Origin of the sequence: Cutibacterium sp., assembly GCF_030525615.1 — a bacterium.
Classification (GTDB): domain Bacteria; phylum Actinomycetota; class Actinomycetes; order Propionibacteriales; family Propionibacteriaceae; genus Cutibacterium.
Window position 1 is genome coordinate 594,771 of the sequence record NZ_JAUNEJ010000001.1, and the last position, 24,571, is coordinate 619,341.

23 protein-coding genes and 2 pseudogenes are annotated in these 24,571 nt (G+C 59.6%); 20 read left to right on the plus strand and 5 right to left on the minus strand.

What is annotated here, in order from left to right:
- Positions 1 to 16 precede the first annotated feature (16 nt).
- The 4 genes from Q4B98_RS02725 to Q4B98_RS02740 are packed head-to-tail and all read left to right on the plus strand — an operon-like array spanning position 17 to position 3,617.
- Positions 17 to 823 carry a shikimate dehydrogenase gene (locus tag Q4B98_RS02725; RefSeq protein WP_303195253.1) on the plus strand — a complete coding sequence of 269 codons (807 nt, stop codon included), beginning with the start codon at positions 17 to 19 and terminating at the stop codon, positions 821 to 823.
- A gap of 12 nt (positions 824 to 835) precedes the next feature.
- Positions 836 to 2,032: a chorismate synthase gene (gene aroC, locus Q4B98_RS02730; protein ID WP_303195254.1), complete on the plus strand. Its 1,197-nt coding sequence runs from the start codon at positions 836 to 838 to the stop codon at positions 2,030 to 2,032.
- Positions 2,029 to 2,544 carry a shikimate kinase gene (locus tag Q4B98_RS02735; protein WP_303195256.1) on the plus strand — a complete coding sequence of 172 codons (516 nt, stop codon included), beginning with the start codon at positions 2,029 to 2,031 and terminating at the stop codon, positions 2,542 to 2,544. The genes aroC and Q4B98_RS02735 overlap by 4 nt, the downstream gene beginning before the upstream one ends.
- Positions 2,541 to 3,617, plus strand: coding sequence for a 3-dehydroquinate synthase (locus Q4B98_RS02740; protein WP_303195257.1), 1,077 nt, complete (start codon positions 2,541 to 2,543; stop codon positions 3,615 to 3,617). Before Q4B98_RS02735 ends, Q4B98_RS02740 begins: the two co-directional genes overlap by 4 nt.
- Before the next feature lie 101 nt (positions 3,618 to 3,718).
- Here Q4B98_RS02740 and Q4B98_RS02745 read toward each other — a convergent pair.
- Positions 3,719 to 4,330: pseudogene (locus Q4B98_RS02745) on the minus strand (hypothetical protein); the annotation flags it as partial.
- 136 nt (positions 4,331 to 4,466) lie between these two features.
- Between Q4B98_RS02745 and Q4B98_RS02750 the strand changes: the two are divergent.
- The 3 genes and pseudogenes from Q4B98_RS02750 to Q4B98_RS02760 form a co-directional block, all read left to right on the plus strand.
- A pseudogene (locus Q4B98_RS02750) lies at positions 4,467 to 4,694 on the plus strand (transposase); the annotation flags it as partial.
- Positions 4,695 to 5,079: 385 nt separating this feature from the next.
- The gene (locus Q4B98_RS02755) at positions 5,080 to 5,208 is read left to right on the plus strand and encodes a hypothetical protein (protein WP_303195258.1); all 129 of its coding nucleotides are present in this window, start codon (positions 5,080 to 5,082) and stop codon (positions 5,206 to 5,208) included.
- A 139-nt stretch (positions 5,209 to 5,347) separates the two neighbouring features.
- Entirely contained in the window at positions 5,348 to 6,247 is a 900-nt protein-coding gene (locus Q4B98_RS02760) for a hypothetical protein (RefSeq protein WP_303195260.1), read from the plus strand.
- Positions 6,248 to 6,604: 357 nt separating this feature from the next.
- Here Q4B98_RS02760 and Q4B98_RS02765 read toward each other — a convergent pair whose 3' ends face one another.
- From Q4B98_RS02765 to ppk2, 3 genes are all read right to left on the minus strand, one after another.
- Positions 6,605 to 7,189 carry a hypothetical protein gene (locus Q4B98_RS02765; RefSeq protein ID WP_303195261.1) on the minus strand — a complete coding sequence of 195 codons (585 nt, stop codon included), beginning with the start codon at positions 7,187 to 7,189 and terminating at the stop codon, positions 6,605 to 6,607.
- Positions 7,190 to 7,221: 32 nt separating this feature from the next.
- Positions 7,222 to 7,458: a hypothetical protein gene (locus tag Q4B98_RS02770; RefSeq protein ID WP_303195262.1), complete on the minus strand. Its 237-nt coding sequence runs from the start codon at positions 7,456 to 7,458 to the stop codon at positions 7,222 to 7,224.
- A gap of 322 nt (positions 7,459 to 7,780) precedes the next feature.
- Positions 7,781 to 8,731, minus strand: coding sequence for a polyphosphate kinase 2 (ppk2, locus tag Q4B98_RS02775; protein ID WP_303195263.1), 951 nt, complete (start codon positions 8,729 to 8,731; stop codon positions 7,781 to 7,783).
- 232 nt (positions 8,732 to 8,963) lie between these two features.
- Here ppk2 and efp point away from each other — a divergent pair, with 232 nt between their 5' ends.
- From efp to rpe, 12 genes are all read left to right on the plus strand, one after another.
- Positions 8,964 to 9,533, plus strand: coding sequence for an elongation factor P (gene efp, locus Q4B98_RS02780; protein ID WP_303195264.1), 570 nt, complete (start codon positions 8,964 to 8,966; stop codon positions 9,531 to 9,533).
- A complete protein-coding gene (gene nusB / locus Q4B98_RS02785) occupies positions 9,530 to 10,315 on the plus strand; it encodes a transcription antitermination factor NusB (RefSeq protein ID WP_303195265.1) in 786 nt (261 codons plus the stop codon). The genes efp and nusB overlap by 4 nt, the downstream gene beginning before the upstream one ends.
- Before the next feature lie 90 nt (positions 10,316 to 10,405).
- The gene (mihF, locus tag Q4B98_RS02790; protein ID WP_303195267.1) at positions 10,406 to 10,726 is read left to right on the plus strand and encodes an integration host factor, actinobacterial type; all 321 of its coding nucleotides are present in this window, start codon (positions 10,406 to 10,408) and stop codon (positions 10,724 to 10,726) included.
- A gap of 48 nt (positions 10,727 to 10,774) precedes the next feature.
- Positions 10,775 to 11,374, plus strand: a complete 600-nt coding sequence (gene gmk / locus Q4B98_RS02795; protein ID WP_303195269.1) for a guanylate kinase — start codon at positions 10,775 to 10,777, stop codon at positions 11,372 to 11,374.
- 20 nt (positions 11,375 to 11,394) lie between these two features.
- The gene (gene rpoZ, locus Q4B98_RS02800; RefSeq protein WP_303195270.1) at positions 11,395 to 11,742 is read left to right on the plus strand and encodes a DNA-directed RNA polymerase subunit omega; all 348 of its coding nucleotides are present in this window, start codon (positions 11,395 to 11,397) and stop codon (positions 11,740 to 11,742) included.
- Between the two features lie 12 nt (positions 11,743 to 11,754).
- Entirely contained in the window at positions 11,755 to 12,987 is a 1,233-nt protein-coding gene (coaBC, locus tag Q4B98_RS02805) for a bifunctional phosphopantothenoylcysteine decarboxylase/phosphopantothenate--cysteine ligase CoaBC (protein ID WP_303195271.1), read from the plus strand.
- 41 nt (positions 12,988 to 13,028) lie between these two features.
- Positions 13,029 to 14,222 (plus strand): methionine adenosyltransferase, encoded by a 1,194-nt coding sequence (gene metK, locus Q4B98_RS02810; protein ID WP_303195273.1) that lies wholly within the window; start codon positions 13,029 to 13,031, stop codon positions 14,220 to 14,222.
- Between the two features lie 43 nt (positions 14,223 to 14,265).
- Entirely contained in the window at positions 14,266 to 16,284 is a 2,019-nt protein-coding gene (locus Q4B98_RS02815; protein WP_303195639.1) for a primosomal protein N', read from the plus strand.
- 36 nt (positions 16,285 to 16,320) lie between these two features.
- Positions 16,321 to 17,253 carry a methionyl-tRNA formyltransferase gene (gene fmt, locus Q4B98_RS02820; protein ID WP_303195274.1) on the plus strand — a complete coding sequence of 311 codons (933 nt, stop codon included), beginning with the start codon at positions 16,321 to 16,323 and terminating at the stop codon, positions 17,251 to 17,253.
- A complete protein-coding gene (locus tag Q4B98_RS02825) occupies positions 17,250 to 18,614 on the plus strand; it encodes an RsmB/NOP family class I SAM-dependent RNA methyltransferase (protein ID WP_303195276.1) in 1,365 nt (454 codons plus the stop codon). The genes fmt and Q4B98_RS02825 overlap by 4 nt, the downstream gene beginning before the upstream one ends.
- Positions 18,615 to 18,694: 80 nt before the next feature.
- Positions 18,695 to 19,474: a hypothetical protein gene (locus Q4B98_RS02830; RefSeq protein ID WP_303195277.1), complete on the plus strand. Its 780-nt coding sequence runs from the start codon at positions 18,695 to 18,697 to the stop codon at positions 19,472 to 19,474.
- A gap of 78 nt (positions 19,475 to 19,552) precedes the next feature.
- On the plus strand, positions 19,553 to 20,224 hold the full coding sequence (rpe, locus tag Q4B98_RS02835; RefSeq protein WP_303195278.1) for a ribulose-phosphate 3-epimerase: 672 nt from the start codon (positions 19,553 to 19,555) through the stop codon (positions 20,222 to 20,224).
- 2 nt (positions 20,225 to 20,226) lie between these two features.
- Here rpe and Q4B98_RS02840 read toward each other — a convergent pair whose 3' ends face one another.
- Positions 20,227 to 21,033: a proteasome assembly chaperone family protein gene (locus tag Q4B98_RS02840; protein WP_368492296.1), complete on the minus strand. Its 807-nt coding sequence runs from the start codon at positions 21,031 to 21,033 to the stop codon at positions 20,227 to 20,229.
- 51 nt (positions 21,034 to 21,084) lie between these two features.
- On the opposite strand from Q4B98_RS02840, the gene metH reads away from it, so the two are divergent.
- Entirely contained in the window at positions 21,085 to 24,570 is a 3,486-nt protein-coding gene (metH, locus tag Q4B98_RS02845) for a methionine synthase (RefSeq protein ID WP_368492281.1), read from the plus strand.
- Position 24,571: the final 1 nt, after the last annotated feature.

Genomic DNA, 24,571 nt, shown 5'->3' on the forward strand with positions numbered 1-24,571 from the left:
CTTGGGGGAGTTGACGATGCGTTGCGCGGTCATTGGCCACCCGGTAGCCCATTCCCTGTCCCCGGCGATCCACCGGGCTGCGTATCGAGCGCTCGGACTGAACTGGTCTTACGACGCCATTGACGTTGAGCCTGGAGGGCTGCGTGCCTTTGTTGATGGACTCGATGATTCGTGGCGTGGCCTGTCAGTGACGATGCCTCACAAGGTTGACCTCATCGAGTTAGGTGAGATCGACGAGACCGTCGAGTTGCTGGGGGCGGCGAATACCTGGGTGCGCAAGGATGGAAGGACCATCATCCGTAATACAGACGTCACCGGCGCAAAAGCTGCCCTTGAATCCCGAGGTGTTACTGAGCTTGGCACGGTGGTCATGCTTGGAGCGGGGGCGACGGCACGATCGGGTCTTGCCGCAGCGGTCCAGCTGGGGGCAGACGAGGCCATTATCATGTCGCGCTCGCATGATCGGTCGACTGAGATACTGGACCTTGCCGAACGCCTCGGTGTCCGCGTCGCGTGGGTACCGTTCGAATCCGAGCCGCCACGGTGTGACCTCATCGTGTCGACTGTGCCACCGGGGTCAGTCCTGGATCGTGCCGAAGATCTTGCGGCCCGTGCTCGCGCTGTCTTCGACGTCATCTACGATCCGTGGCCGACGCCGCTGACGGTGGCTGGGAAGGATGCTGGTCTTACGGTCATTGATGGACTCGACCTGTTAGCCGCACAGGCCGTCGATCAGGTGCGACTGATGACGGGACATGACGTGCCCATGGAGGTGTTACGGTCCACAGCGCAGAACGGTCTGGCTGAGCGCGTCCGCCTTTGAGAGACTGGACCCATGCTGCGTTACCTCACTGCTGGGGAGTCCCACGGCCCTGCCCTTGTCGCGACGATGGAGGGTATTCCAGCCCATGTTCGCGTTGGGGCCGAGGAGATTTCAGAGGAGTTGCGACGTCGTCGTCTCGGAGTGGGTCGTGGGGCCCGGATGTCCTTTGAGGCCGATGAGTTGGAGCTGATCGCCGGATTCCGACATGGCGAGACCTTGGGCGATCCCATCGCCATTCGCATTGGGAATTCTGAATGGGACAAATGGCGCACGGTGATGGCTGCTGGACCTGTCGATGCCGAAGAGTTGGCCGGGCAGGCTCGCGGGGCTGCCCTGACGCGACCTCGCCCGGGACACGCTGACCTTGCCGGTATGCAGAAATACGATTTTGATGAGGCTCGTCCAGTTTTGGAACGTGCGTCCGCCCGAGAAACTGCTGCGAGAGTGGCTCTGGGAGCTGTCGCCAAGGCCTTTCTCAAGCAGGCCCTCGATGTCGAGATACTCTCCCATGTCGTTTCCCTTGGGCCGGTCGTGTGTCCTGAGGGTTTGCGTCCCGAGCCGGGAGATCTCGCCCGTATCGACGCCGATCCGGTGCGGTGCGCTGACCCTGCCACGAGTGAGCGAATGGTCGCCGAGGTAGAGGCGTGTCGCAAGGAGGGCGACACCATGGGGGGTGTCGTCGAGGTGCTGGCATACGGGGTACCCGCCGGTTTGGGGTCGTACAGTCAGGGAGACCGACGACTCGACGCTCGTTTGGCCGGGGCTCTGATGGGAATCCAGGCCATCAAGGGAGTCGAGTTGGGGGACGGGTTTGAGCTGGCCCGGCGTCGTGGCTCGCAGGCTCACGACTGGATGGAGCCAACGAAGGCTGGTATCCATCGCATGAGTGACCACGCTGGGGGCACCGAGGGCGGAATGTCGAATGGACAGGTGTTGCGGGTACGCGCGGCAATGAAACCCATCGCCACGGTTCCTCGCGCCCTGCCGACGATTGACACCACCACCGGCGAGGCTGCCAAGTCTCATCATCAGCGTTCTGACGTGTGTGCGGTCCCGGCAGCTGGTGTCGTGGCTGAGGCGATGGTTGCGCTGGTTGTGGCCGAGTGCGCTCTGGAGAAGTTTGGTGGAGACTCGGTAGCTGAGACCCGTCGCAACGCTCAGGCGTATCTGGGGCGTCTGGCTGAACGTGGGTTGGTGGTGGCCCCGTGAGCGTCATCGTTCTCATTGGTGCCCCCGGATCGGGTAAGTCGACTGTGGGTCCGCTGCTGGCCGATCGTCTCGGGGAGAAGTTCGTAGACGTTGATTCCGTTATTGAAGACGTCGAGGGGCGCGATATTCCCGAGATCTTCCTCGCTGAGGGAGAGCCGTACTTTCGCCAGGTGGAAAGGCGAGAGACACTTGCGGCGATCGAGGGCGGTGGCGTGGTCTCCCTGGGTGGGGGAGCACCGGTTGACGCCGAGGTCGGCAAGGCCCTGGACCAGGTATGCGTCGTGTGGCTCGACGTCTCGGCCCGCACTGCGGCTGACCGGGTCGGGCTGAAGGATACTGGCCGCCCGCTGTTGGGAAGTCAGGTGCATTCGCAGCTGGTACGTCTTATGAAGGAACGTCGAGCCGTGTACGAGCGCCCGGCAACCATCCGGGTCGCCACTGACAAGCTCACCCCCGATCAGGTTGTGGAGGTAATTGTGGGCGAGTTGGCTGACTTGGAGGGAGAGTCGTGAATCGTGTCGAGGTAGCGACGGCACATCCCTACCAGGTGCTCATCGGGTCCCGTGCAGTGGAGGGATTAGTCGGTTTAGTGGCAGGACGCCGGGTCGCAGTGGTGTGTCCCCAACCGCTTCTGGGCCTGGTAGACCGGCTTCGGCTTGATGATCCGATCCTTATTGAGGTGCCAGATGCTGAGGCTGCCAAAACCCCTCAGGTCTTGGTCAATGCCTGGCAGGACCTCGCTGAGGCGGGCATGACCCGTGGCGATATCATTGTGGGTCTCGGTGGGGGAGCCACCACTGACCTGGCCGGATTCCTAGCTGCAACGTGGATGCGCGGGGTCGACGTCATTCAGATTCCCACCACAGTGCTTGCCATGGCTGACGCCGCGATCGGTGGCAAAACGGGTATCAACATCCCGGCTGGGAAGAACTTGGTTGGGGCTTTCCACGAGCCGACGGCAGTCCTGTGCGACACCGATCTCCTGACATCCCTTCCTATTCGTGAAGTGCGCTCTGGGCTTGCAGAGATCGTCAAGTGTGGGTTTATCAATGACCCCGTGATTCTCGATGTCGTCGAGGGACAGGATGTTCTCGATGTCACTTCGCAAGCCTTTGTTGAGGTCCTGACACGGGCAGTTGAGGTGAAAGCTGGAGTTGTCAGTGATGATCTGCATGAGCGGATCTCGTCACATGGCCGGGTTGGCCGCGAGAGATTGAACTACGGGCACACCCTGGCCCATGCCGTCGAAGCTCACGAGCACTTCACCTGGCGACATGGCGAGGCGGACGCTGTCGGGATGGTTTTCGCCGCAGAGTTGTCTCGACGTTATCTAGGACTATCCGACGAGGTCGTAGCTCGCACCCGGGCGATTCTGTCAGGGATTGGGCTACCTATCACCTTTGACGAGGTTGAATGGGCGGATCTGCGCGAGACGATGAACCTCGACAAGAAGACCCGGCTCGATCCTGAGACCGGACGGCGGATACTGAGGTTCGTCGGTATCAGTAAGCCCGGTGAGGTTGCGATGATTGTTGATCCCAACGAAGACGTGCTGGTCGAATGCTACGAGAGGTTACAGGATTAAGCGTCGCGGATGGGCGGTGCGGGAAGGCTCGGCGTGCGAGTCCCGGTCGCTATCCCGCGCTGCTGCGGCATGAACCCCTCCTCGCCCTATCTGGGAAGAGCTGAGTTGAGCAACCTGTCTATCTCCAGCTCGGGAATCGACCGCGCCGCGAGTGTGATGTCAGCAAGGGCGGTATCGACGTGGGAGATCGGGTACCGGCCTGTCAGGCTCTTACGAGCCTCGCAGCAGGTTTCGGGGGTGACGAATCGTTGTCGCAGGGCTTCAGCGGCCCATTCCCATTCCTCCTGGATAGCCAGTACCAGAACCGAGACCTCAGGAGTAGCGAGATGGATATTCCCCCGCACAGTGATGAATCGGTGCGGCATGTGCCAGCGGTGAACACGAATTCTTGGCCGCATAAGGGTGCGGGTTGGCGAGAAGGCTTCGATTTCATCAATGCTTCGCCAGTCCATCGGTTGAGTCGTTCCAGGGGCCGTCATCCCGAGCAGGACGAGGGCTGCCTTGCCAAGAAGGACAACATCGCGATGCCATAAGGAAAGGGCCCGGATGAGTGTTTGAGGGTCGCGGGCAAGGGAGGCGGCAGCAACAACTCCGGGCAGGACTCGTACCGCTTCTCCGCGCGCCACTGCGCGGTCGGCCTGACCTCGCATATCGCTGCGACGGTCAATCTGGACAACTCCACGGCGCTTGATCTGGTCTTGAAACGTTCTCATACTTTCAGTTGTCGTCGAAGACCACCGAAATCCGTCAGGAAATTCCAGATCTGTGGATAAAAACCGAATACCCGTACTAGTTGTGGACAAACTGGCTCTTCGTGAACGAGGGTGGAGACGGATGACCGCGTGGCGGAGTTGGGATGGTGATTCATCGGCTACAAAAGTGCCACCACCGAAGGGGTCCCTGAGGCGGTGGTGGTCATGGACCTGTTTCATGTGACCCGTGTGACCGGCAAGGTCCTGGACCTGTGCCAGTTTCAACAATGGCTGCATGGTCATCGTGGACGTGCAGGTGATCTGCTCTGCAATCCTTCATACTGGCGCTGACCTGCTGACACCCCGGCAACGCAACTGTTTGGAGCACGTGTGTGGTATAGCGATGGGGTTGGGCAATCTGTGGCTCACGGCATCACCTCATGACTGCTGGAAACCGAACCCCGTCTACTCCCTCAAGCATGAACAGCCGACGTCCCGCAGCACTTCACCTGCGCACCTATACGGCGGCGGAAGCCCCGATCGCCGCGTCATCACGCACTCCACGCCAAGGCCGGCACCTCTAAAAGAAGGGCCTCACCTGAACCCAGATGAAACCCTCCACACACAAAAGGATCCCCCGGCTTCGGTCCACATCACGTCGGACAATCCACCGGGGGCCGTGTTGGCTATCACGCAGATTCCAACTCCGTTTTTCCTAAAATAAACAGTACACCACGTGCGTTCATCTGTGCAAGTAAGGAGAATCCCTTATGGCACCCGGTCTGTCATGGATCGTCACCGATCCTCAAGTACGCGACCTCTACGAGAACCGTCCTGGATTGGTGGCTTTCGTTGACGAAGGGCCTCACCTGACCCCAGATGAAACCCTCCACACATAAGGATCCCCCGGTGTCGGTCCACATCACGTCGGACATCCCACCGGGGGCCGTGTTGGCTGTCCGAAGACTCCAACTCCGTTTTTCCTAAAATAAACAGTACACCACGTGCGTTCATCTGTGCAAGTAAGGAGAATCCCTTATGGCACCCGGTCTGTCATGGATCGTCACCGATCCTCAAGTACGCGACCTCTACGAAAACCGCCCCGGGTTGGTGGCTTTCGTTGACGAGTCTTATCGCACGATCCCCCAGGTGGGCTCGATCTACCTCATGACAGCCGTGATAGCCGACACCCGAGACCTCAACGACTACCGGCGCACCCTTGTCCAAGGAATCGGCTCTAACACCTTCCACGCCGCACCAGACCAACACCGCAACCCTCAAGGCCGCGACAATATCGACATCATCAACGCGCTCACCGCACAACGCAGCCCCACCCTGGCATCGGTGTATCTAGGCCACGACAACCTCAACAACGAGACCGTCAACATTCGTATCCGCCACGGGGTGTTACGGTCCTTAGCCATCGAACTACACCACACCTATGGCGTAGACACGATCATCGCCGACCACCTGTTCGATGCCCGACGTCACCGCCACGACGATGCCGCTATCGCCCAAGCACGCCAGACCACCAGGGCCGATATACAGCTTCTCCACTCCCACCCGGGCCGTGAACAAATGCTGTGGGCCGCAGACGCCACCGCATGGGCCATCCAACACGACCTGGCGACACCGGCACCCCGTAATTGGGAAAACCGCACAGGCATCCTTGGTGATGCTCTCACCATCATGAACGCTCACACTCGACGCACCATGGCCAGGCCAGTCGCACCAGCCCCCGATACGCCCCAGAAATACCCCTTGTTGAGGCAGGCGTTGCGTACTCAAGCCAGCGCCACTATCGCCGCTCAAGCCCGAGCAGCCGAACAGCACTGCCGCGAGATGGACCACAAACGTCGACGACGCGCCGCCGAGAATGCACGCCAGCGGCGACCGCGTATCGGTGGTGGCCGGGCCCGCAGACTCAAACCCCGCTAATGGCGTTACCCCAGGCCAGGCCCCTCAGGGACCAGCCCCAACGATCCCGTCTGAGCAGTAGCAACCGGAAACGCCGCACGCGAGGCGTCTTGACCGCCACAGCACATCCAACTCGCCAACCACAACCGCCCCGGCCCGCGACGCCCGCGCCATCACGCACCCCACGACTCCACCGGCACCTCTAATACCACACACCATAAAAGGGCCTCACCTGAACCCAGATGAAACCCCACACATAAAAGGATCCCCCGGCTTCGGTCCGCATCACGCTGGACAATCCACCGGGGGCCGTGTGGGCTATCCGCAGACTCCCACTCCGTTTCTCCTATCTTTTATAGTACAACAACGACGCATCACTCACACTCCCGTCCGAGGCAAAGCCCCACCACTACGATCATCAACGTCAACGGCACCGCTAGAGGCACCCGCCTCTAGGCGGCCAGACTCCGCCGCCACCCGGCCAGAGCGGCCATGTGTGCCCACCCCGACAGTCGGTGTGCCAGAAGCCGTCACGACAGACGTGGCCGAAGAGGCACCCGGTTTGCTCGACGTACTCGGGCGAACTGTGGGCTTATGGGCGGTGAAATCAACCGAGCACTCATCGGTGACCTGATCGTCGTTCAACCGGTCAAAATGCATCGTCCACGGCTGAGACCCAGACCCGTGATACACCTCGTCAGAAACCAGGTCACCGTAATGGAACACCAAGTCATAGCCGACCTCGCCAGGATCAGACACCTCAACGGCCACAAACCCCGACACGGTCCCGTCATCCTGGACGACATGACCACACTCGGTCACCTCGTACGACGGACCCGCCGAGGCCGGACTATCAGCCCACGCAACCGAACCAGCAGCCACACCAGCGGCCGCCACCACAGCCGCGACAGCCACCCCGGCCACGCGACGGTGAACATCACACATCATCACTGTTCCTTTCACGGCGCGGAATATGTGCCACGCCAACCACAAACTCAGCAACACACGGCCACCCGACGCTCAACCGGGGCAGCCAGCGGACGTTCAACCGGGGCAGCAAACGACGGCTTAACCGCCGCGATCAACGCGTGAATCCGCGCCCTGCACTCCGGATCAGACCGCTCAGCCTTCACCCGCGCGTCATACCGTGCCTGCTCGGCACGCCACGCCTCAGAAACCACCTCAGGACTCGCAGTCCGCTCATGATCAACCGAGGCCGTGTTGGCTATCACGCAGATTCCAACTCCATTTTTCCTTAGCTATAAGCTAACCCCGGGGGTACACCTCTGGTAAGAACAGACGTAAAAACCGTCACTGCTCAACTGCAAAGAGCCACTACACGGCCTTCGTGGCCGGAGATTTGGCAGGCGACGACTTCAGGGGTGACTTGTGGGGTCTCGTAGCAGCCGGTGACACTGTTCGTGGTGTCTGTGACGTGGTGGATGCGGAGATGGGGACACCAGTATCCTCGTCAAGAGATGTTGCTGCGCACCCGCACGTCATAAGTCCAGCTGCCAGAACTACGACCAGCAGTCTTTGCCGGGCTTGCTTCATTCAGTCTCCATCCATGTCTCGGGCTCGGTGAACCAACCGAGGATCGGGTTGGCCGACGACCTCTTCATCTTTTCCGGCATAATCATATTTCGACAAGAAATATCTCATTGCATTCAGACGAGCGCGTTTCTTGTCGTTGGACTTGATGCAAATCCAGGGTGCCGCGTCAGTGTCTGTAGCAGCGAACATCTCCTCCTTGGCACGGGTGTAATCGTCCCAACGCCCCAAGGATTCCAAATCCATGGGGGACAGCTTCCACCGGCGCACTGGGTCAAGCTGTCGAATTGCGAACCGAGTGCGCTGTTCTTGACGTGTCACGGAGAACCAGAATTTGGTGACGTGAATCCCCGACTCAATCATCATCTCTTCGAGAATCGGAGCCTGGTGCAGGAAAATCCGGTGTTCTTCGTCAGTGCAGAATCCCATGACCCGCTCGACACCGCCACGGTTGTACCAGGAACGGTCGAACAGCACGATCTCGCCGGCGGTAGGGAAGTGTTGGATGTAACGCTGGAAGTTCCATTGACCGAGTTCGCGGTCTGAAGGCTTGTCAAGGGCGACGGTACGGCAGCGACGCGGATTGAGGTGCTCGCTGAATCTCTTGATCGCGCCACCTTTTCCGGCGGCGTCGCGACCTTCGAAGATGATGACGTGACGCTCTCCGGTGTCGTCAATGGAGTATTGGAGCTTGAGAAGCTCGATCTGCAACAACCTTTTCTGAGTTTCGTACTCGCGCCTGTCCATGAGAGTCGGATAGGGGTAATCTTCATGCCAGGTCTCCACGGCGGAACCGTCAGGAGCGATAAGTTCCGGATCATCACCATGTTCATCGGAGTCAACGACGTATCCAGCATCAGCAACTAAGTCAATGAATTCACGCAGCGAATGCTGGTCGGAATCCGTCGCAGGATCAAAGTGGGCGCGCAGCTCAGCGGGGTCGAAGTCGTGCATGATGGCAACGTTACTGAACAGGTGTCCGGCCAAGGTCACAATGTCGTAAATGGTACGCGACGAGATGATTTCCTGCCGGTATCGAGCTGTTCGCGACGGCGTGTCATGGAACGCCTACGGCCCAGCGATAGAGAGTGGTGCCGTCAGTCCGCTAGACTTGGGCGGGATGTCGGCCAGCGTGCCCCCATCCCGATCCGTGATAAACGCAACCCATCTCGAAAGGGACCGACCTGTGGTTATTTCCACCAATGACATCAAGAACGGCACCGTTCTCGACCTTGACGGCCAGCTGTGGACGGTCATCTGGTTCCAGCACCACAAGCCGGGTAAGGGCAATACCGTCGTTCGTACCAAGCTCAAGCATGTGCTGAGCGGCAAGGTCGTTGACAAGACGTTCAACTCTGACGTCAAGATCGAATCGGCTGAGGTCGATCGTCGCGATATGCAGTACCTGTACCAAGATGGTGATGCCTACGTCTTCATGGACGAGACCAGCTACGAGCAGCTGCCAATTCCTGCTGAGGTTGTCGGGGACGCCAAGGATTTCATGCTCGAGAACCAGACCGCCACCGTTGCCCTGCATGAGGGCAATCCGCTGTACATTGATTTGCCTGCCTCCGTGGAGCTCGAAATCACCTACACGGAACCGGGTCTGCAGGGTGACCGCTCTACTGGAGGCACCAAGCCCGCGACTCTTGAAACCGGCCGTGAAATCCAGGTCCCGCTTTTCATCACCACTGGTGAAAAGGTCAAGGTTGACACTCGTTCCGGCGAGTACCTCGGTCGTATTTCCGAAAAGTGAGCACGAACACCACCTCCACGCCTGACGACGAGGGTCCTATCGAGAGGATCGGGGATCTGGAAGTCAGGCGTGTCAGCGGAGATATTCAAAAACACGCTGACCTCTCGACGCGCTCCAAGGCCCGCAAGCAGGCCCTCGACATCCTGTTTGAGGCCGATCTTATGGGCACCGACCCCCTCGATGTTTTGGCAGCTCGCCCAAGTGTGTTCACCAATCCGGTGCGGCCCTTCGCGGCTGATCTGGTTCGAGGTGTCGTCGCGTCGCAGGCGGGTGTGGACTCTGTCCTTAGCGACTGTCTGTCTGAGGGGTGGACGTTGGCCCGTATGCCAAGGGTCGATCGCGTTCTTGCTCGGCTGGGTGCCTTCGAGATTCTGCACACGGATACCCCGAACCCTGTCATCATCTCTGAGGCCATTGAGCTGAGCGAGGAGTTTTCAACCGATGACTCGGTGCCATTCCTTAACGGCTTGTTGAACGCCGTTATCGCTCATGGTCCGGCACGTGTGGAAGATGTGTCAGCCGAGGCTGCGGACACCGACCATGCGGCTGATGAGATGTCAGAGGACGAGGGTTCGCACGAAACCGAGTCGCTGGATACGAAGAGTGCCTCAGATCCGGAACGGACCCTTACCGAGGCCGACAATGTGGACACCACTACCGAAAACGCTGCGAGGCCCACGAAATCGGCTGGCGAGGCGGATCTGGACTCGGAAGAACATCCGACATCCAAAGATCACGAATTGGACACAGATATCGACAAATCGGACCCAAACGCGGGCTAAGCGGACTAGTGTGCCGAAGGTCTCCACTGGGGTACTGGTGGAGACCTTCCGTACTGTTCGGAAGAGCTGCGCACTTGATCGGAGGGGCTCGTGTCCATACCCACTCTTTCACCACAACAGCTTTCGGCTGCTCGTGAAGCAGCGACACGGGCGAGGAGGGTCCGAGCAGAATTTAAGGCGAAGGTTCGCGCCGGCGAGCTGTCGTTGTCAGCGGCCTTGGATGAGGCGGCCAGGGATGACGTGCTCGCTCACGTCAAGGTTGTTGATCTGCTGAAGGCCCTTCCCCGCGTGGGTGAGAAGCGGGCTGCCGAGATCATGGAGCGTCTTGAGATTGCCCCGAACCGCCGTATCCGTGGGCTGGGACGTCATCAGATTTCCGGCTTGCGCGCCGAGTTTGATCGTCGCCCCTGACGTCCTTCGCTGCGGCACGATGTCGCCATGGGCGATTATGGTATTGCCATGAGCAGCGACCCTGTCATTCCACAAGCCCGTGGCATTCGCCGTAACGGCCCCGTCAAGGTGGTCGTTGTCTCTGGCCCAACAGCTGTTGGCAAGGGCACTGTGGTTAGCGCGTTGTCGCGCAAACATCCAGAGATCGTCATTTCGCGGTCGGTAACGACTCGTCCACCTCGTCCCACCGAGCGCGACGGCATCGATTACGACTTCATTACCCCGGAGCAGTTCGACGACCTTGTTGACGGTGATGGGTTGCTGGAATGGGCCGTCGTCCATAACAGTCATCGTTACGGAACCCCGCGCAAGCCGGTTGAGAAGGCGGTCGCCGACGGTCGCACTGTCATCCTTGAGATTGATCTTCAAGGCGCTCGTCAGGTGCGCAAAACCTATCCGCAGGCTACCCAGGTGTTCCTCGCCCCGCCTTCCTGGGATGAACTTGTTCATCGTTTGATAGGTCGGGGGACTGAGACTCCCGAAGAGCAGGAGCGTCGGCTGCAGACGGCCCGGGTAGAGTTGGCGAACGCCGATGAGTTTGATGCCGTTGTCGTCAACGACACCGTAGACCACGCTGTCGCGTCTCTGGTAGAGTTATTAAGTCTGTGACCACACTGGGAGGACATTCCTTGACCGAGACCACACCTGAAGGCATCGTCAACCCGCCCATCGATGAGCTCCTTGAGCGCGTCGACTCGAAGTATCGCCTCGTTCTTTTTGCTGCGAAGCGGGCCCGTCAGATCAATGCGTACTACTCGCAGCTGGCGGAAGGTTTGCTCGAGAACGTTGGCCCGCTGGTGGAGACCACCAACCAGGAGAAGCCGCTGTCCATTGCCATGCGCGAAATCCATGCCGGCGTCGTTGAGGCGCACGAGATGGACGCTGAAGAGATCGCTGCGCAGGCCGCTGCGGCCCAAGAGGCTCCGGCCATTGAGCTCGACGATCCCTTTGCCGATCTCGCTGATCCCAACGCCTGATCTGAGCCTGGCGTGAGTGTTGTCGTCCTCGGTGTCGGAGGAGGAATCGCCGCATATAAAGCATGTCTGCTTTCGCGGCTACTCTCTGAGGCCGGCCATGAGGTCCACATTGTGCCTACCAGGGCCGCCCTCGAATTCGTGGGGCGTCCGACCTGGGAAGCACTGAGCGGACACCATGTCCACACCGAGGTTTTCGATGATGTGCCTGGCGTTGAGCACATTCGGCTGGCCGAACGAGCTGACGTGGTTGTCGTTGCCCCAGCGACCGCCGACCTGATGGCGCGAGTGGCTGGTGGTCATGCGGATGACCTGCTGACCACGACGATTCTCGCTACGTCAGCGCCTGTGGTGTTTGCTCCTGCGATGCACACACGGATGTGGCAAAATCCCGCCACTGTCGACAACGTGAAGACCCTCCGGCGTCATGGCATCGTTGTTAAGGACCCGGCATCCGGGCGCCTCACCGGTCGAGATTCCGGACCCGGACGGCTGCCTGATCCTGAAGAGATCGCCGAGTTGGTACAACTTTTATTGACCTGCCCGGGTGCCGCAGACGCGATGTGCCGTCAAGATCTTGCCGGAAAACGTGTCGTCGTCTCGCTGGGAGGTACTCGCGAAGCCATCGACCCCGTGAGATATCTGGGCAATTCCTCGTCTGGGCGGATGGGTAAAGCTATTGCCCAGGTGGCTGCTGCTCGAGGTGGCAATGTTCACGTGGTTGCTGCCCATACCGATGTCGCCGTGCCGTCTTGCGTTGGGGTGACACGGATTGACAGTACTGAGGATCTTGCAGAGGTCATGGATACTCTGGCACCACACGCTGACGTCGTCATCCAGGCAGTTGCCGCAGCTGATTTCGCGCCGGTGAAGACTGATATCAAGATCAAGAAGTACGAGGGAGATTCTGTCGTAGGTGAGATGACGTCTCTCGAACTCCACCAAACTCCCGATGTCCTGGCCCGTATCTGTGCCCAATCGGTACCGAATCGGGTCGTTGTCGGATTTGCCGCTGAAACCGCACCTGACCGCACTCAGCTGCTTGAGCTGGCGCAGGCCAAGCTCGCCCGCAAGGGATGTGACTTGCTGGTCGTCAATGATGTGAGCGAGGGGAAGGTGTTTGGCGAGGTTGGCACTGACGTCACCGTAGTTCACCAGCAGGGACTCGGTCGACGCATTACTGGATCCAAGTCGCTGGCGGCGGTAGCCATCCTCGACGAGGTACAGAAGCTGCTGGCCACTCAGTAACACAATGCGCGGCTTGTGGCCGTGCGGACAGGAAACACACCATGCCCACTCGTCTGTTCACATCTGAATCGGTGACAGAAGGCCATCCCGACAAGATTGCTGACGCGATCTCTGATGGCGTTCTCGACGCTCTCCTTGCCGAGGACCCCCACTCGCACGCCGCAGTGGAAACAGTCGTGACGACCGGTCAGGTCATGGTCTGCGGCGAAGTCACTACGGAGGCCTACGTCGACATCGCGGGTATCGCTCGTTCCCGTATCCTCGACATCGGCTATGACTCATCCGCCAAGGGTTTCGATGGTGCTTCGTGCGGGGTTTCAGTTGCGATTGACGCTCAAAGCCCCGACATTGCTCAAGGCGTGACCTCGGCCTACGAAACCCGGCACGGGTCCACTGACCTCATTGACGCGCAGGGTGCCGGTGACCAAGGCATGATGTTCGGATACGCCTGCACGGATACCCCGTCTCTTATGCCCCTTCCTATTGACATGGCTCATGCCTTGTCCCTGCAGCTGACGAAGGTCCGCAAGGAAGGCGCACTGGATTACCTGTGCCCTGACGGCAAGACTCAGGTGACTATCCGGTACGACGAGAACGACAAACCCGTGGCGGTGGACACCGTCGTTGTCTCTAGCCAGCATCGTGACGGCATTGACATTGACGGGACGATGACTCCTGATCTGCGTCGCTTGGTGATCGATCCAGTGCTGGAGCGTTATGACCTTGAGCACAAGGACATCAGGGTGCTCGTGAACCCGACTGGCAAGTTTGTTATCGGTGGACCCATGGGCGACGCCGGTCTCACTGGCCGCAAGATCATCGTTGACACCTATGGTGGCATGGCGCGCCATGGTGGCGGGGCATTCTCAGGAAAGGATCCCTCCAAGGTCGACCGTTCTGCTGCCTACGCCATGCGTTGGGTGGCTAAGAACGTTGTCGCAGCCGGGCTGGCTGATCGCTGTGAGTGCCAGGTGGCCTATGCCATTGGCGCCGCGCACCCGGTGGGATTCCGTATCGACACCTTCGGGACCAACCACGTTCCCGATATCGAGATTGAGCGTGCAGTCAATGAGGTTTTCGACCTGCGTCCCGGTGCGATCATCAAGGACCTCGACTTGTTGCGTCCGATCTACTCTCAGCTGGTGGCCGGAGGTCATTTCGGACGCGAGCTGCCGGGCGTGACCTGGGAATTGACAGACCGCGCGGATGCCTTGGCCGCAGCTGCCCACCTTTGAGAGAACACCAGCTTCTGATACCTCGTCGGTGGTGGATCGTAACATCAGTCGCATGACCGAACCGCTACTGGAATCGACCTCATGGATAGCCCATGTTGCCGTTTCCTCTGGTCTGGCCCATCTCGACCGGCCTTTTGATTACCTCATCCCCGACGAGCTTGTCGATCGTGTGCAGGTGGGCGTGCGGGTGCGGGTGAAACTCGCTGGTCGGCTGTGCGACGGCATCGTGGTGTCGGTCGATCATGAGCAGGAACCAGGAGTCAAGCTGGTGCCGGTCGTGAAGCTCGTCTCCGATCAGGTTGTCTCGACCCCAGACCAGCTCAGGCTGGCACGTAAGGTTGCCGATCACTGGGCTGGCACCCTCGATGAGGTGCTCAGATGGGCGATCCCGAGCCGCCACGCGACGACCGAAGCTTCACATCCACCGCCGTGGCCGGCGCCATCCGGGGCCATGCCTTCTGGCACCTTGCGCGTGCTGTCCGGGGGACGTCATTTCCTAGATTTGGTCGCGGCTGGTGAGCGCCCAAGAGTGCATTGGCGCGTCACGCCGGTATGCGGACCGGGAGATGACGAGGGGGTGGGAGACTGGGCCAATGGCCTGGTTCAGGCTGTGTGCGCCACCCTTGCCTCGGGCCGCAGCGCGATCATCTGCTGCCCGACACTTGAGGACGTCGCCACTCTGCGTGCCAGGATCGAGGCCGTCCTGGGATCGGGAACGGTTGCCGTCCTCGACGCTAACCAACCTGCCTCGACGAGGTGGCGGCACTACCTGGCCGTTATCCGAGGCTCGGCCAAGGTTGTCATTGGTACCAGGTCAGCGGTGATGGCTCCTGTTGCAAATCTTGGATTGATTGCGGTGTGGGGTGAAGGGTCTGACCTGCATGACGAACCGCGAGTCCCCTACCCAAACACTCGAGATGTCGCCGCCCTGCGGTCCCAAAGTGATCGCTGCGCCTTGTTATTGGCGAGCTATTCCTGCTCGGTTCGCAGTGCGTCATGGTTGGAGTCAGGGTGGCTCGTCGGTATCGGGGCAGACCGTCAAACGATAAGGTCCGTGTGCGCTCCCGTACGTATTCCTGGTGACTCCGACATTGCCTTGGCCCGCGATCCGTTGGCGCGATCGGTACGTGTGCCCGATTTAGCCATGGCAACAATTCGTGACGGTCTGCTGCGTGGACCTGTTCTGGTCTCAGTGCCCAGAGTTGGCGACTTGTTGTCCCCGTCGTGCTCACGGTGTCGGACATCCGTGAAGTGCCCTTCGTGTGGCGGTCCGGTGACGGGACGGCGAGTTGAGACAGGGGTTGAGCTGCATTGCAGCTGGTGCGGTAACCGTCTCAGTCCGTGGCGTTGCCCTGAGTGCGGTTGTAAGGAGGTCCGATCCGGGATCGTGGGAGCGACCACAACGGCGAGCGAGCTGGGGCGAGCTTTCCCGGACGTCCCGGTGGTCGATTCCTCGGGCAGCCATGTGCGGGACAACGTGGATTCGCTTCCCCGACTGGTTATTGCAACACCGGGCGCTGAGCCGGTGCCGGCATCTGGGTATTCCTGCGCAGTCATCCTTGACGCGGTGTCCTCCCTATCACGACCAGGACTGTCGACGGTTGAGCAGACCGTGGGTCGTTGGATGACGATTCTCGCTCTTGTCAGGTCAGTTCGTGACGGGGGGAGGGCAGTCATCGTCGGCCCCTCGGAGGATGCCGCATTGCAGGCCATGGTCCGAAATGACCCGATCGGTTGGGCAGCTGGAGAACTCAAAGACCGCCGAGAGGCTCAGTTCCCGCCAGCCACCCCTTGTGGGATCGTCGAGGGGGAGCCACAAGCGGTTGTCCTGGCAAGCGAGCGGCTGAAGGAGGCTATGGGGGACAAGCTTGAGATATTGGGCCCTGTCCCTCAGCTACGGCGAGCCGGAGAGAACGAACGCGACCGTATCGTCGTTCGTGCGCTGGGGCGAGTAACAGTGGGGGAGCTGTCGACGGCTCTGTTCAGTCTGCGTTCCAAGCACACCATGAACCACGAGCAGGGCATCCTGCGTGTCGTTATCGACCCTGCGAATCTCTTGTAAAACCGATGAGCGTTGCCCGACCGATAGGCTGGAAAGGTGAAATTACTCTTCGCTGGCACTCCGGACGTAGCCGTTCCCGCCTTGACGGCTCTGGCTGACGACCCGAACCATGAGGTTGTTACCGTCTTGACTCGGCCTGACGCTGCAGTCGGACGTCATCGCACTCCGCGTCCCAGTCCGGTTGCCAAGACTGCCGAAAGGCTCGGAATCCCTGTTATTAAGGCCACCAGCGTGAAATCCGGCGAGGGGCATGACGCAGTTGCATCTCTTGATGTTGATGTCGCCGTGGTTGTCGCCTATGGCGGACTCATCCCTGCGGATCTGTTGAATGGGCCGAAACATGGGTGGATCAACTTGCATTTTTCCCTGTTGCCGCGATGGCGGGGGGCTGCCCCTGTGCAGCGGGCCATCATGGCCGGTGACGAAGAGACCGGAGCCTGCGTCTTTCGCCTGGTTGAAGACCTCGACGCGGGTCCCGTATATCGCTCGATGAATGTGCCGATTGGCGAGGTGACGACGGCTGGTGAGCTTCTTGACGAGCTGGCCCAGGCTTCGACACCGCTTGTGACTCAGGCTCTCGAGGACATCGAAGCTGGGGTCGAGCCAAAACCACAGGCAGAAGGAGTGACGGTTGCCCCGCAAATTCATCCCAACGACGTCCGTATTGATCTGACCGCATCCGCCGAAGAGATCGACCGCCTTGTTCGGGGGACATCTCCTGCCCCAGGTGCATGGGCTGAACTCGATGGCAAGCGGTTCAAGGTACTGAGGACCCGCCGCCTTGGTGCCGATGAAGTCGTTCCCACTGCCCAACCTGGACAACTCGTCGCTACTCGCAAAAAGCTGTTTCTCGGGACCGGTTCGCGACCACTTGAACTGCTCCAGGTACAGGCTTTCGGAAAGAAGGTCATGAATGGTGCAGATTGGGCGCGCGGTGCCAAGATCGATGCCGGGACCAGGCTGCGATGAGTCAGCGGCACGGCCAGAAACGCCGTAAGGCTGATCCGGCGCGACGAGTGGCATACACCGCGCTGTTGGCCGTCGAGACTCGTGGGTCCTATGCCAACCTAGCCTTGGCAGATCAGCTGCGTGCTGCCGGTATGACCGGACGTGACGCGGCATTCGCGACCGAACTGGTCGACGGTACCTCGCGCGGAACGGGGACCTGGGACCGCATTGTTGCTGCTGCGTCAGGACGAGATCCTGCCAAACTTCAGCCGGGAGTCCGTGTCATCCTGCGGATGGCTGCTCACCAGATCCTTGCTATGAGAGTTCCTACCCGAGCCGCCGTAGCGTCATCAGTTGACTTGGCCGGCCAGGTTATCGGGGAAAGAGTGACAGGTCTTGTCAACGCGGTGTCACGGCGTATCAGCACCCACAGCTTAGAAGAATGGGCCAGCAAGATCGGTGGAGACAAGAATGCCGATGTCTTGGCTTTGCGAACCCTGCACCCGATCTGGATCGTCAAGGCCTTCCAAGACCGCCTTGGAACTGACGAGGTGGAAGCGGCCCTGCTAGCCGACAACGATCCGCCAGTGCCAACCTTAGTTGTTCGCCCCGGGCTGGCTGATCGTCAGGAGCTCCTTGTGGATGGAGGGACTGCGACGCCGTACTCGCCATGGGGAGTTGTCCGGTTAGGTAACCCGGCTGACTTGGACGTGATTCGACAGGGGCGCGCCGGTGTTCAGGACGAGGGATCCCAGCTCGTCGTCCTTGCACTGCTGAGAGCCGCAGAGAGTCACGGTTGTTACGGGCAGTGGCTTGACCTGTGTGCCGGACCTGGTGGTAAAGCAGCGTTGCTAGCCAGCGTGGCCGCCCAGCACAATTCCTCTCTGACGGCGATTGAAATCCATCAGCACCGAGCTGAACTCGTCGAAAAGGCACTTGCCCCGATTCCAGGAGATCATCGGGTACTCACCGCCGACGGCACCAATCCTCCCTTGCCCGCGCAATCATGTGATGTCGTACTGGCTGACGTGCCATGTTCGGGTTTGGGATCGTTGCGGCGTCGGCCTGAGTCCAGATGGCGTCGTACGCCTGCAGACATCCGGGAATTGACTCAGCTTCAGCGTCGGTTACTGACCTCGGCGGTAGATCTCACGAAATCAGGGGGTGTTATCGGGTACGTCACCTGCTCGCCTCACCGTGACGAGACCCTCAACGTGATCGATTTCGCGCAGCAAGATTTCCCCGTTGATCTCCTGGACGCTCCAGCCATGATTCCTGAGGTTCCCGACATCGACGATGGCTCGGGGACAATCCAGTTATGGCCCCATAGGCACGGCACCGACGGCATGTTCTGCGCACTGTTCCGCAAACGCGATTCGTAGACTCAGGGCCTGCCGTCGTGATTAGATGTCTGTGACCGTGAGGCAAATTCTTCCGAATACGTATACCAGGAGATCTCAGGATGACTACAGCGCTGATGAAGACCTGTCTACTTGGCATGGCAGGCGTCATGACCATCGGCCTAGCCGCGTGTGGAGATGACTCATCATCGACCTCATCGACTAACGCCACCTCGGCATCCGTCAGTGCATCGGCTAACGCCGGCTCAGCGTCCACCAGCGCGAACCCTACATATCAGCAGTCTGCGGGACTCAAGCGCTTGAGCACGGATGATGTCACCAACGCGATCTCGGAGAACAAGATCAACAATCAGACATTTACTGTCGTAAATAGCTCCCAAATCTCCGACCAAACTGACCAGGTACTCAAATCTATGGACCAGGCTAAGGTTTCTCCTGCCAAGTGCGGAGACATCATTAAAAATGCCACTTCCGGTATCACCGATAGCGAATTAAACAATACCGTGTCGGCGCTCGGCGGAGATCAGTCATCACCTGTCGCACTCACGTTCATTACGTCCATGTCAGACCGTCTTAAGAAGTCGTATGAGACTGAAAATGAGCAGTTCTCTCAGTGTGGCAAGGTCACCATGGAATTGCAGGGTCACAAGACGGAGATGACTATGAAGATGAGCCCTGTCAAGGGCTATGAGTCTGTGGCGAAGAGGGCAGGTTTGTCCACTACTGTCAGCTCGAGTGATGGTGGACCTGAGATAACCTTGCATCAGGCATATGTTTGGCTCAACAACGATCAGCTGATACAAACTTCTTCCCTGAATGCAAAAACTGCCCAGACCACATTGGCGTCGGCAGTTGAGGCACTTGGCATTTCGAAGAAATAAGACGTGGCAAGCAGTGATATTCAACAAGACGTGAGATTGGGGTGTGGCTGGCCCGGCATGACCCTCTAGGCTGGCACCATGACAGTTCGTATTACGCCGTCAATTCTCAACGCCGATCTGGCCAATCTTGCGAGTGAGGTGGAGCGAATCCCGTCGGCTGACGGTCTTCACATCGACGTCATGGACGGTCACTTCGTGCCGAATCTCGTCATGGGGGCACCGTTCGTTGAGTCTTTGCGTCGGACCACCGATCTCATGTTTGACGTTCACCTCATGATCGAGGACCCCGACAGGTGGGCACCGCACTATGTTGAGGCCGGTGCCCAGTCGGTCACATTCCACCTGGAAGCTGCCACCGCACCGATCAAGCTGGCTCGCGAACTTCGGGCCATGGGGGCACGAGCAGCGATCGCGCTGCGTCCGGCTACCCCAGTCGAACAGATTGCCGATTACCTCGCCGAATTCGACCAAGTCCTTCTGATGACCGTAGAACCTGGATTTGGTGGCCAAAAATTCCTTGACCCCGTGCTCGCCAAGATCCGTCGGGCGCGCAAGCTCATCGACGCCTCTGGGGCCGATATTTGGCTGCAGATTGACGGCGGAGTCTCGGCTGACACCATTGCGCGTGCCGCCGAGGCCGGGGCTGACACTTTCGTGGCCGGTTCTGCTGTCTACCGCTCTGATGACCCGGACCAGGTCGTCACCTCACTGCGCGCTCAGGCCCTGGCTGCCCAAGGACCTCACCGGTGACTTCAATTTGTGCGATGCCGCAGGTACGACTGGAATTCCACCGCCAGGACGTCGCCGGTAAGCCCCTCAGGTAATGCGGCATCCTGCTCAGTCTCAAGGGACGTGACGTACTCGACCAGTTCTGGGTGCTCGGATAACGCCTCGTCGATGGCCTCAACCCAGTCCCGCTTGTCCTCATCGAGACCGGCCTGCGGCACGGCAATCCCAGTGAGTTCCTCAATGCGGACCAGAAGCGCCTGTACAGCTGGTGGACACGGGGATTCACACGCGTACTGTGGCACCCCAACCCACAATCCAAGAGCATTGAAGTTGAAACGTCGGGCCTGTGTCACAAGGACAAAGGGGATACCCGTCGGCCCGTCGTATTCGAGTTTTTCGGCCCCCAGCGTGCTGATGAGACTCGGGTCGCTCGTCGAGACCATCACCGGCAGTTGTCGAGTGTGAGCGACGTCGGTGGCCATCGCGCCGAGAACCACGAGACCCGCCGGATTGAGCTTGTGTAGTTGGCGCAGCAGGCGGAAGCAGTAGGTTCGCCAGCGGAAACTCGGCTCTGGCCCGGTGACGACGACGACCTGCTGGCCTTGCCAGCTGCCGATACGGATTGTCGTGCGTGGCCAGTTGACGATTTCGACGTCGTTTCTAACTGTGATGGCGGGTCGGGCCTGACGAAAGTCATGGAATTCCTCGCCATCGATAGTTCGCCAAGTCTTCGCCTGCGAATACTCAGCGATGAGGGTAGCGGCTTGGGTGGCGGCCGAGCCGGCGTCGTTCCAGCCGCTGAAGGCCACTACGACCCATGGCCGGTCCATGTGTCGAAATCGCATAGTGCCAAGGCTAGTCCGAGACCTAGGCTGGAAACCATGACCCTTCGCACCGCTTTGTCACAGCAGGTTCTCGTCATTGATGGCGCGATGGGCACGATGTTGCAGAGCAGCGACCTCACAGTAGATGACTTCCAAGGACTTGAAGGCTGCAACGAGATCCTCAATATCACCCGTCCCGACGTGATATCCGGCATCCACGACGCCTACCTGGACGCTGGTGCCGACATCATCGAGACCAATACTTTCGGCGTGAACCTACCGGCGTTAAACGAATACGGAATCGCTTCGCGTGCTGTCGAACTGGCGTCAGCTGCTACCGAATTGGCTCGGGAGGCCGCCGACAAGCGCACTGACAAGCCGCGTTACGTCGTGGGGTCGATTGGGCCGGGAACCAAACTGCCAACCCTGCGTCAGATTGGTTTTGCAGCCATTCGCGATGTTTATCAACAGGTTATCGGTGCCATGATTGACGCCGGTGCCGACGGAGTACAGATCGAGACCTGTCAGGACCTGCTGCAAGCCCGAGCCGCCATTATTGGAGCGCACCGTGCCGTAGCAGAGCGTCATGCTGACTTACCGGTCCTTGTCGACTTCACCGTCGAGACCACCGGAACCATGCTCATGGGTTCAGAGTGCGGTGCTGCCTTGACAGTGCTGGAATCTCTCGGAGTCGATGCTATCGGGCTGAACTGTGCCACCGGACCGGCGGAGATGGTTGAGCATTTGCGCACCCTGTCCCGTGGCGCGCGGGTGCCGATCATGTGTATGCCGAATGCCGGCTTGCCTGAGATCACGGCTGAGGGGGCGCGCTATCCGCTCGGGCCTGACGATCTTGCCCCTGTCCTCGATGATTACGTCGATCGTTACGGTTTATCGGTCGTCGGGGGCTGCTGTGGCACGACTCCTGACCACATTCGCGCCATTGCCGATCGAGTATCTGGGCGTCGGGTCCCCGAGCGCGAGGTTCATCACGTTGACGCTGTGGCCTCCCTGTACAACGATGTCCCGCTCAGCCAGGACACCGCTTATCTGGCTATTGGTGAGCGAACCAATGCCAACGGTTCGAAGGCCTTCCGCGAGGCCATGCTGGCCCACAACTGGGATGAGTGCGTCGATATCGCCAAGGCTCAAATCCGCGACGGAGCCCACTTGCTCGACCTGTGTGTCGATTACGTCGGCTGCGATGGTGTAGCGGATATGTCGGAGCTGAGTGCTCGGCTGGCTACTGCTTGCACTCTGCCGATCATCCTTGACTCGACCGAACCTGACGTCCTGGCAGCTGGGCTAGAACATCTGCCTGGCCGCTGCATTATCAACTCAGTGAATTTCGAGGACGGGGATGGTCCTGGATCGCGCTACCAGCGCGTCATGCCAATGGTCGTGGAAAACGGTGCTGGAGTTGTCGCACTCACCATTGACGAGCAGGGCCAGGCCCGTACCGCTGAATGGAAGGTTCGAGTGGCCTCCCGGCTGATCGACGACCTCGTCGGTAACTGGGGCATGGACATTGGCGACATCCTGGTCGATTGCCTGACCTTCCCCATTGGCACCGGCCAAGAGGAAACCCGCCGCGACGGTTTGGAGACCATCAACGCCATAGCGCAAATCAAGAAGCGATACCCGGGAGTGCGAACCACCCTCGGTGTTTCGAACATCTCTTTCGGTCTCAACCCGGCTGCCCGTATCGTCCTTAACTCGGTTTTCCTGCACGAGGCCGTTAAGGCCGGGCTGGATTCTGCCATCGTCCACACCGCAAAGATTCTGCCCATTGACCGTATCCCTGACGATCAGCGTCAGGTTGCCCTTGACCTGGTATACGACCGTCGTCATGACGGTTACGACCCGCTCAATCGGTTCCTGGAACTGTTTGAGGGAGTGACGGCTGCTTCCATGCGTGCTGAGCGCGAAGCTGAGCTGGCTGCCATGCCGCTATTCGAGCGCCTCAAGCAACGTATCATCGACGGCAACGCCAAGGGGTTGGAGGACGACCTCGACGAGGCCATGGAATCCAAACCTGCCCTCGACATTGTGAACGAGGACCTGCTGGCCGGTATGCAGGTCGTGGGTGACCTCTTCGGATCTGGCAAAATGCAGCTGCCCTTCGTGCTGCAGTCAGCGGAGGTTATGAAGACTGCCGTCGCCCACCTCGAGCCTCACATGGACAAAACTGATACCTCTGGCAAGGGCACCCTTGTGCTCGCCACGGTCAAGGGCGACGTTCACGACATCGGCAAGAACCTCGTCGACATCATCGTCTCGAACAACGGGTACCACGTCGTCAATCTCGGGATCAAGCAACCGGTGACCGCGATCATCGAGGCTGCCGAAACCAATCATGCCGACGTCATTGGCATGTCCGGGCTGCTGGTGAAGTCGACGATGGTCATGAAGGACAACCTCCTCGAGTTGAACCGAGCAGGGTTGGCATCGAAATACCCGGTTATGCTCGGCGGTGCAGCTCTGACACGGACATTTGTCGAGGAGGACCTCAACGACCTGTTCGATGGTGAGGTGCGTTACGCTAAGGACGCTTTCGAGGGACTTCGCCTGATGGACTCGGTGATGGCTGTCAAGAAGGGGGTTCCGGGAGCTGAGCTTCCGGCACCTCGACGTCGACGTATCAAGGTCAGGCAGGCTGTTGTCGAGGACGTCGAGACGACCTCAGACGGCCATGACTCTCGCGCCGATGTGGCGCGACCGGTTCCCGGGTCAGTCGAGGTCCCCACTCCGCCATTCTGGGGTTCTCGGATCTCGAAGGGAATTCCATTAGCTGACGTGTTGGTGTGGCTTGACGAGCGTGCGACTTTCATGGGGCGCTGGGGTCTCAAGGGTTCGCGTAGTGACGGGTCGTGGGACCGTATGGTCAATGAGGTTGCCCGACCGCGTCTGCGCCTTCTACTGGATCGCATCCGCCAGGAGAATCTCGCCCAGTTCAGTGTGGTTGACGGCTATTGGCCGTGCTTGTCCCACGATCATGATCTCATCATCTTAGATCCTGAGGACACCTCGACAGAACTCACGAGGTTCACATTTCCGCGTCAGAGCAACGGCCGGAAACTGTGCCTGGCCGACTTTTTCCGCGATGCCAATGAAGCCGGAGAATATGGACCTGACGTCATCAGCTTCCAACTGGTGACGATGGGCAAAGCGGTCTCGGTTGCCACCCAACGTCTCTTCGAGGCCAACTCCTACCGGGAGTATCTCGAATTGCATGGACTGTCCGTTCAGCTGACCGAGGCTCTTGCTGAGATGTGGCACGCCCGCGTGCGTCATGAATTAGGTATTGACTATGACGATTCCTCTGTCGCCGATGCCATCGATCACCAGACCTATCGCGGCTGCCGGTACAGTTTTGGATACGCCGCCTGCCCGAATCTCGAAGACAGGGCCAAGGTGGTGAAACTGCTCAACCCGGCGAGGATCGGTGTGGAGCTGTCGGAGGAGTTCCAACTTCACCCCGAACAGTCCACTGACGCCTTCGTCGTCCACCATCCGGAGGCCAACTATTTCAACGCCAAATGAG

Bases quoted from the DNA above. Each gene is read 5' to 3' on its own strand.
- Q4B98_RS02725 (WP_303195253.1), top strand. From the start codon at position 17: ATGCGTTGCGCGGTCATTGGCCACCCGGTAGCCCATTCCCTGTCCCCG.
- aroC (WP_303195254.1), top strand. From the start codon at position 836: ATGCTGCGTTACCTCACTGCTGGGGAGTCCCACGGCCCTGCCCTTGTC.
- Q4B98_RS02755 (WP_303195258.1), top strand. From the start codon at position 5,080: ATGGCACCCGGTCTGTCATGGATCGTCACCGATCCTCAAGTACGCGAC.
- Q4B98_RS02760 (WP_303195260.1), top strand. From the start codon at position 5,348: ATGGCACCCGGTCTGTCATGGATCGTCACCGATCCTCAAGTACGCGAC.
- ppk2 (WP_303195263.1), bottom strand. From the start codon at position 8,731: ATGCACGACTTCGACCCCGCTGAGCTGCGCGCCCACTTTGATCCTGCG.
- gmk (WP_303195269.1), top strand. From the start codon at position 10,775: ATGAGCAGCGACCCTGTCATTCCACAAGCCCGTGGCATTCGCCGTAAC.
- metK (WP_303195273.1), top strand. From the start codon at position 13,029: ATGCCCACTCGTCTGTTCACATCTGAATCGGTGACAGAAGGCCATCCC.
- Q4B98_RS02825 (WP_303195276.1), top strand. From the start codon at position 17,250: ATGAGTCAGCGGCACGGCCAGAAACGCCGTAAGGCTGATCCGGCGCGA.
- Q4B98_RS02830 (WP_303195277.1), top strand. From the start codon at position 18,695: ATGACTACAGCGCTGATGAAGACCTGTCTACTTGGCATGGCAGGCGTC.
- rpe (WP_303195278.1), top strand. From the start codon at position 19,553: ATGACAGTTCGTATTACGCCGTCAATTCTCAACGCCGATCTGGCCAAT.
- Q4B98_RS02840 (WP_368492296.1), bottom strand. From the start codon at position 21,033: ATGGACCGGCCATGGGTCGTAGTGGCCTTCAGCGGCTGGAACGACGCC.
- metH (WP_368492281.1), top strand. From the start codon at position 21,085: ATGACCCTTCGCACCGCTTTGTCACAGCAGGTTCTCGTCATTGATGGC.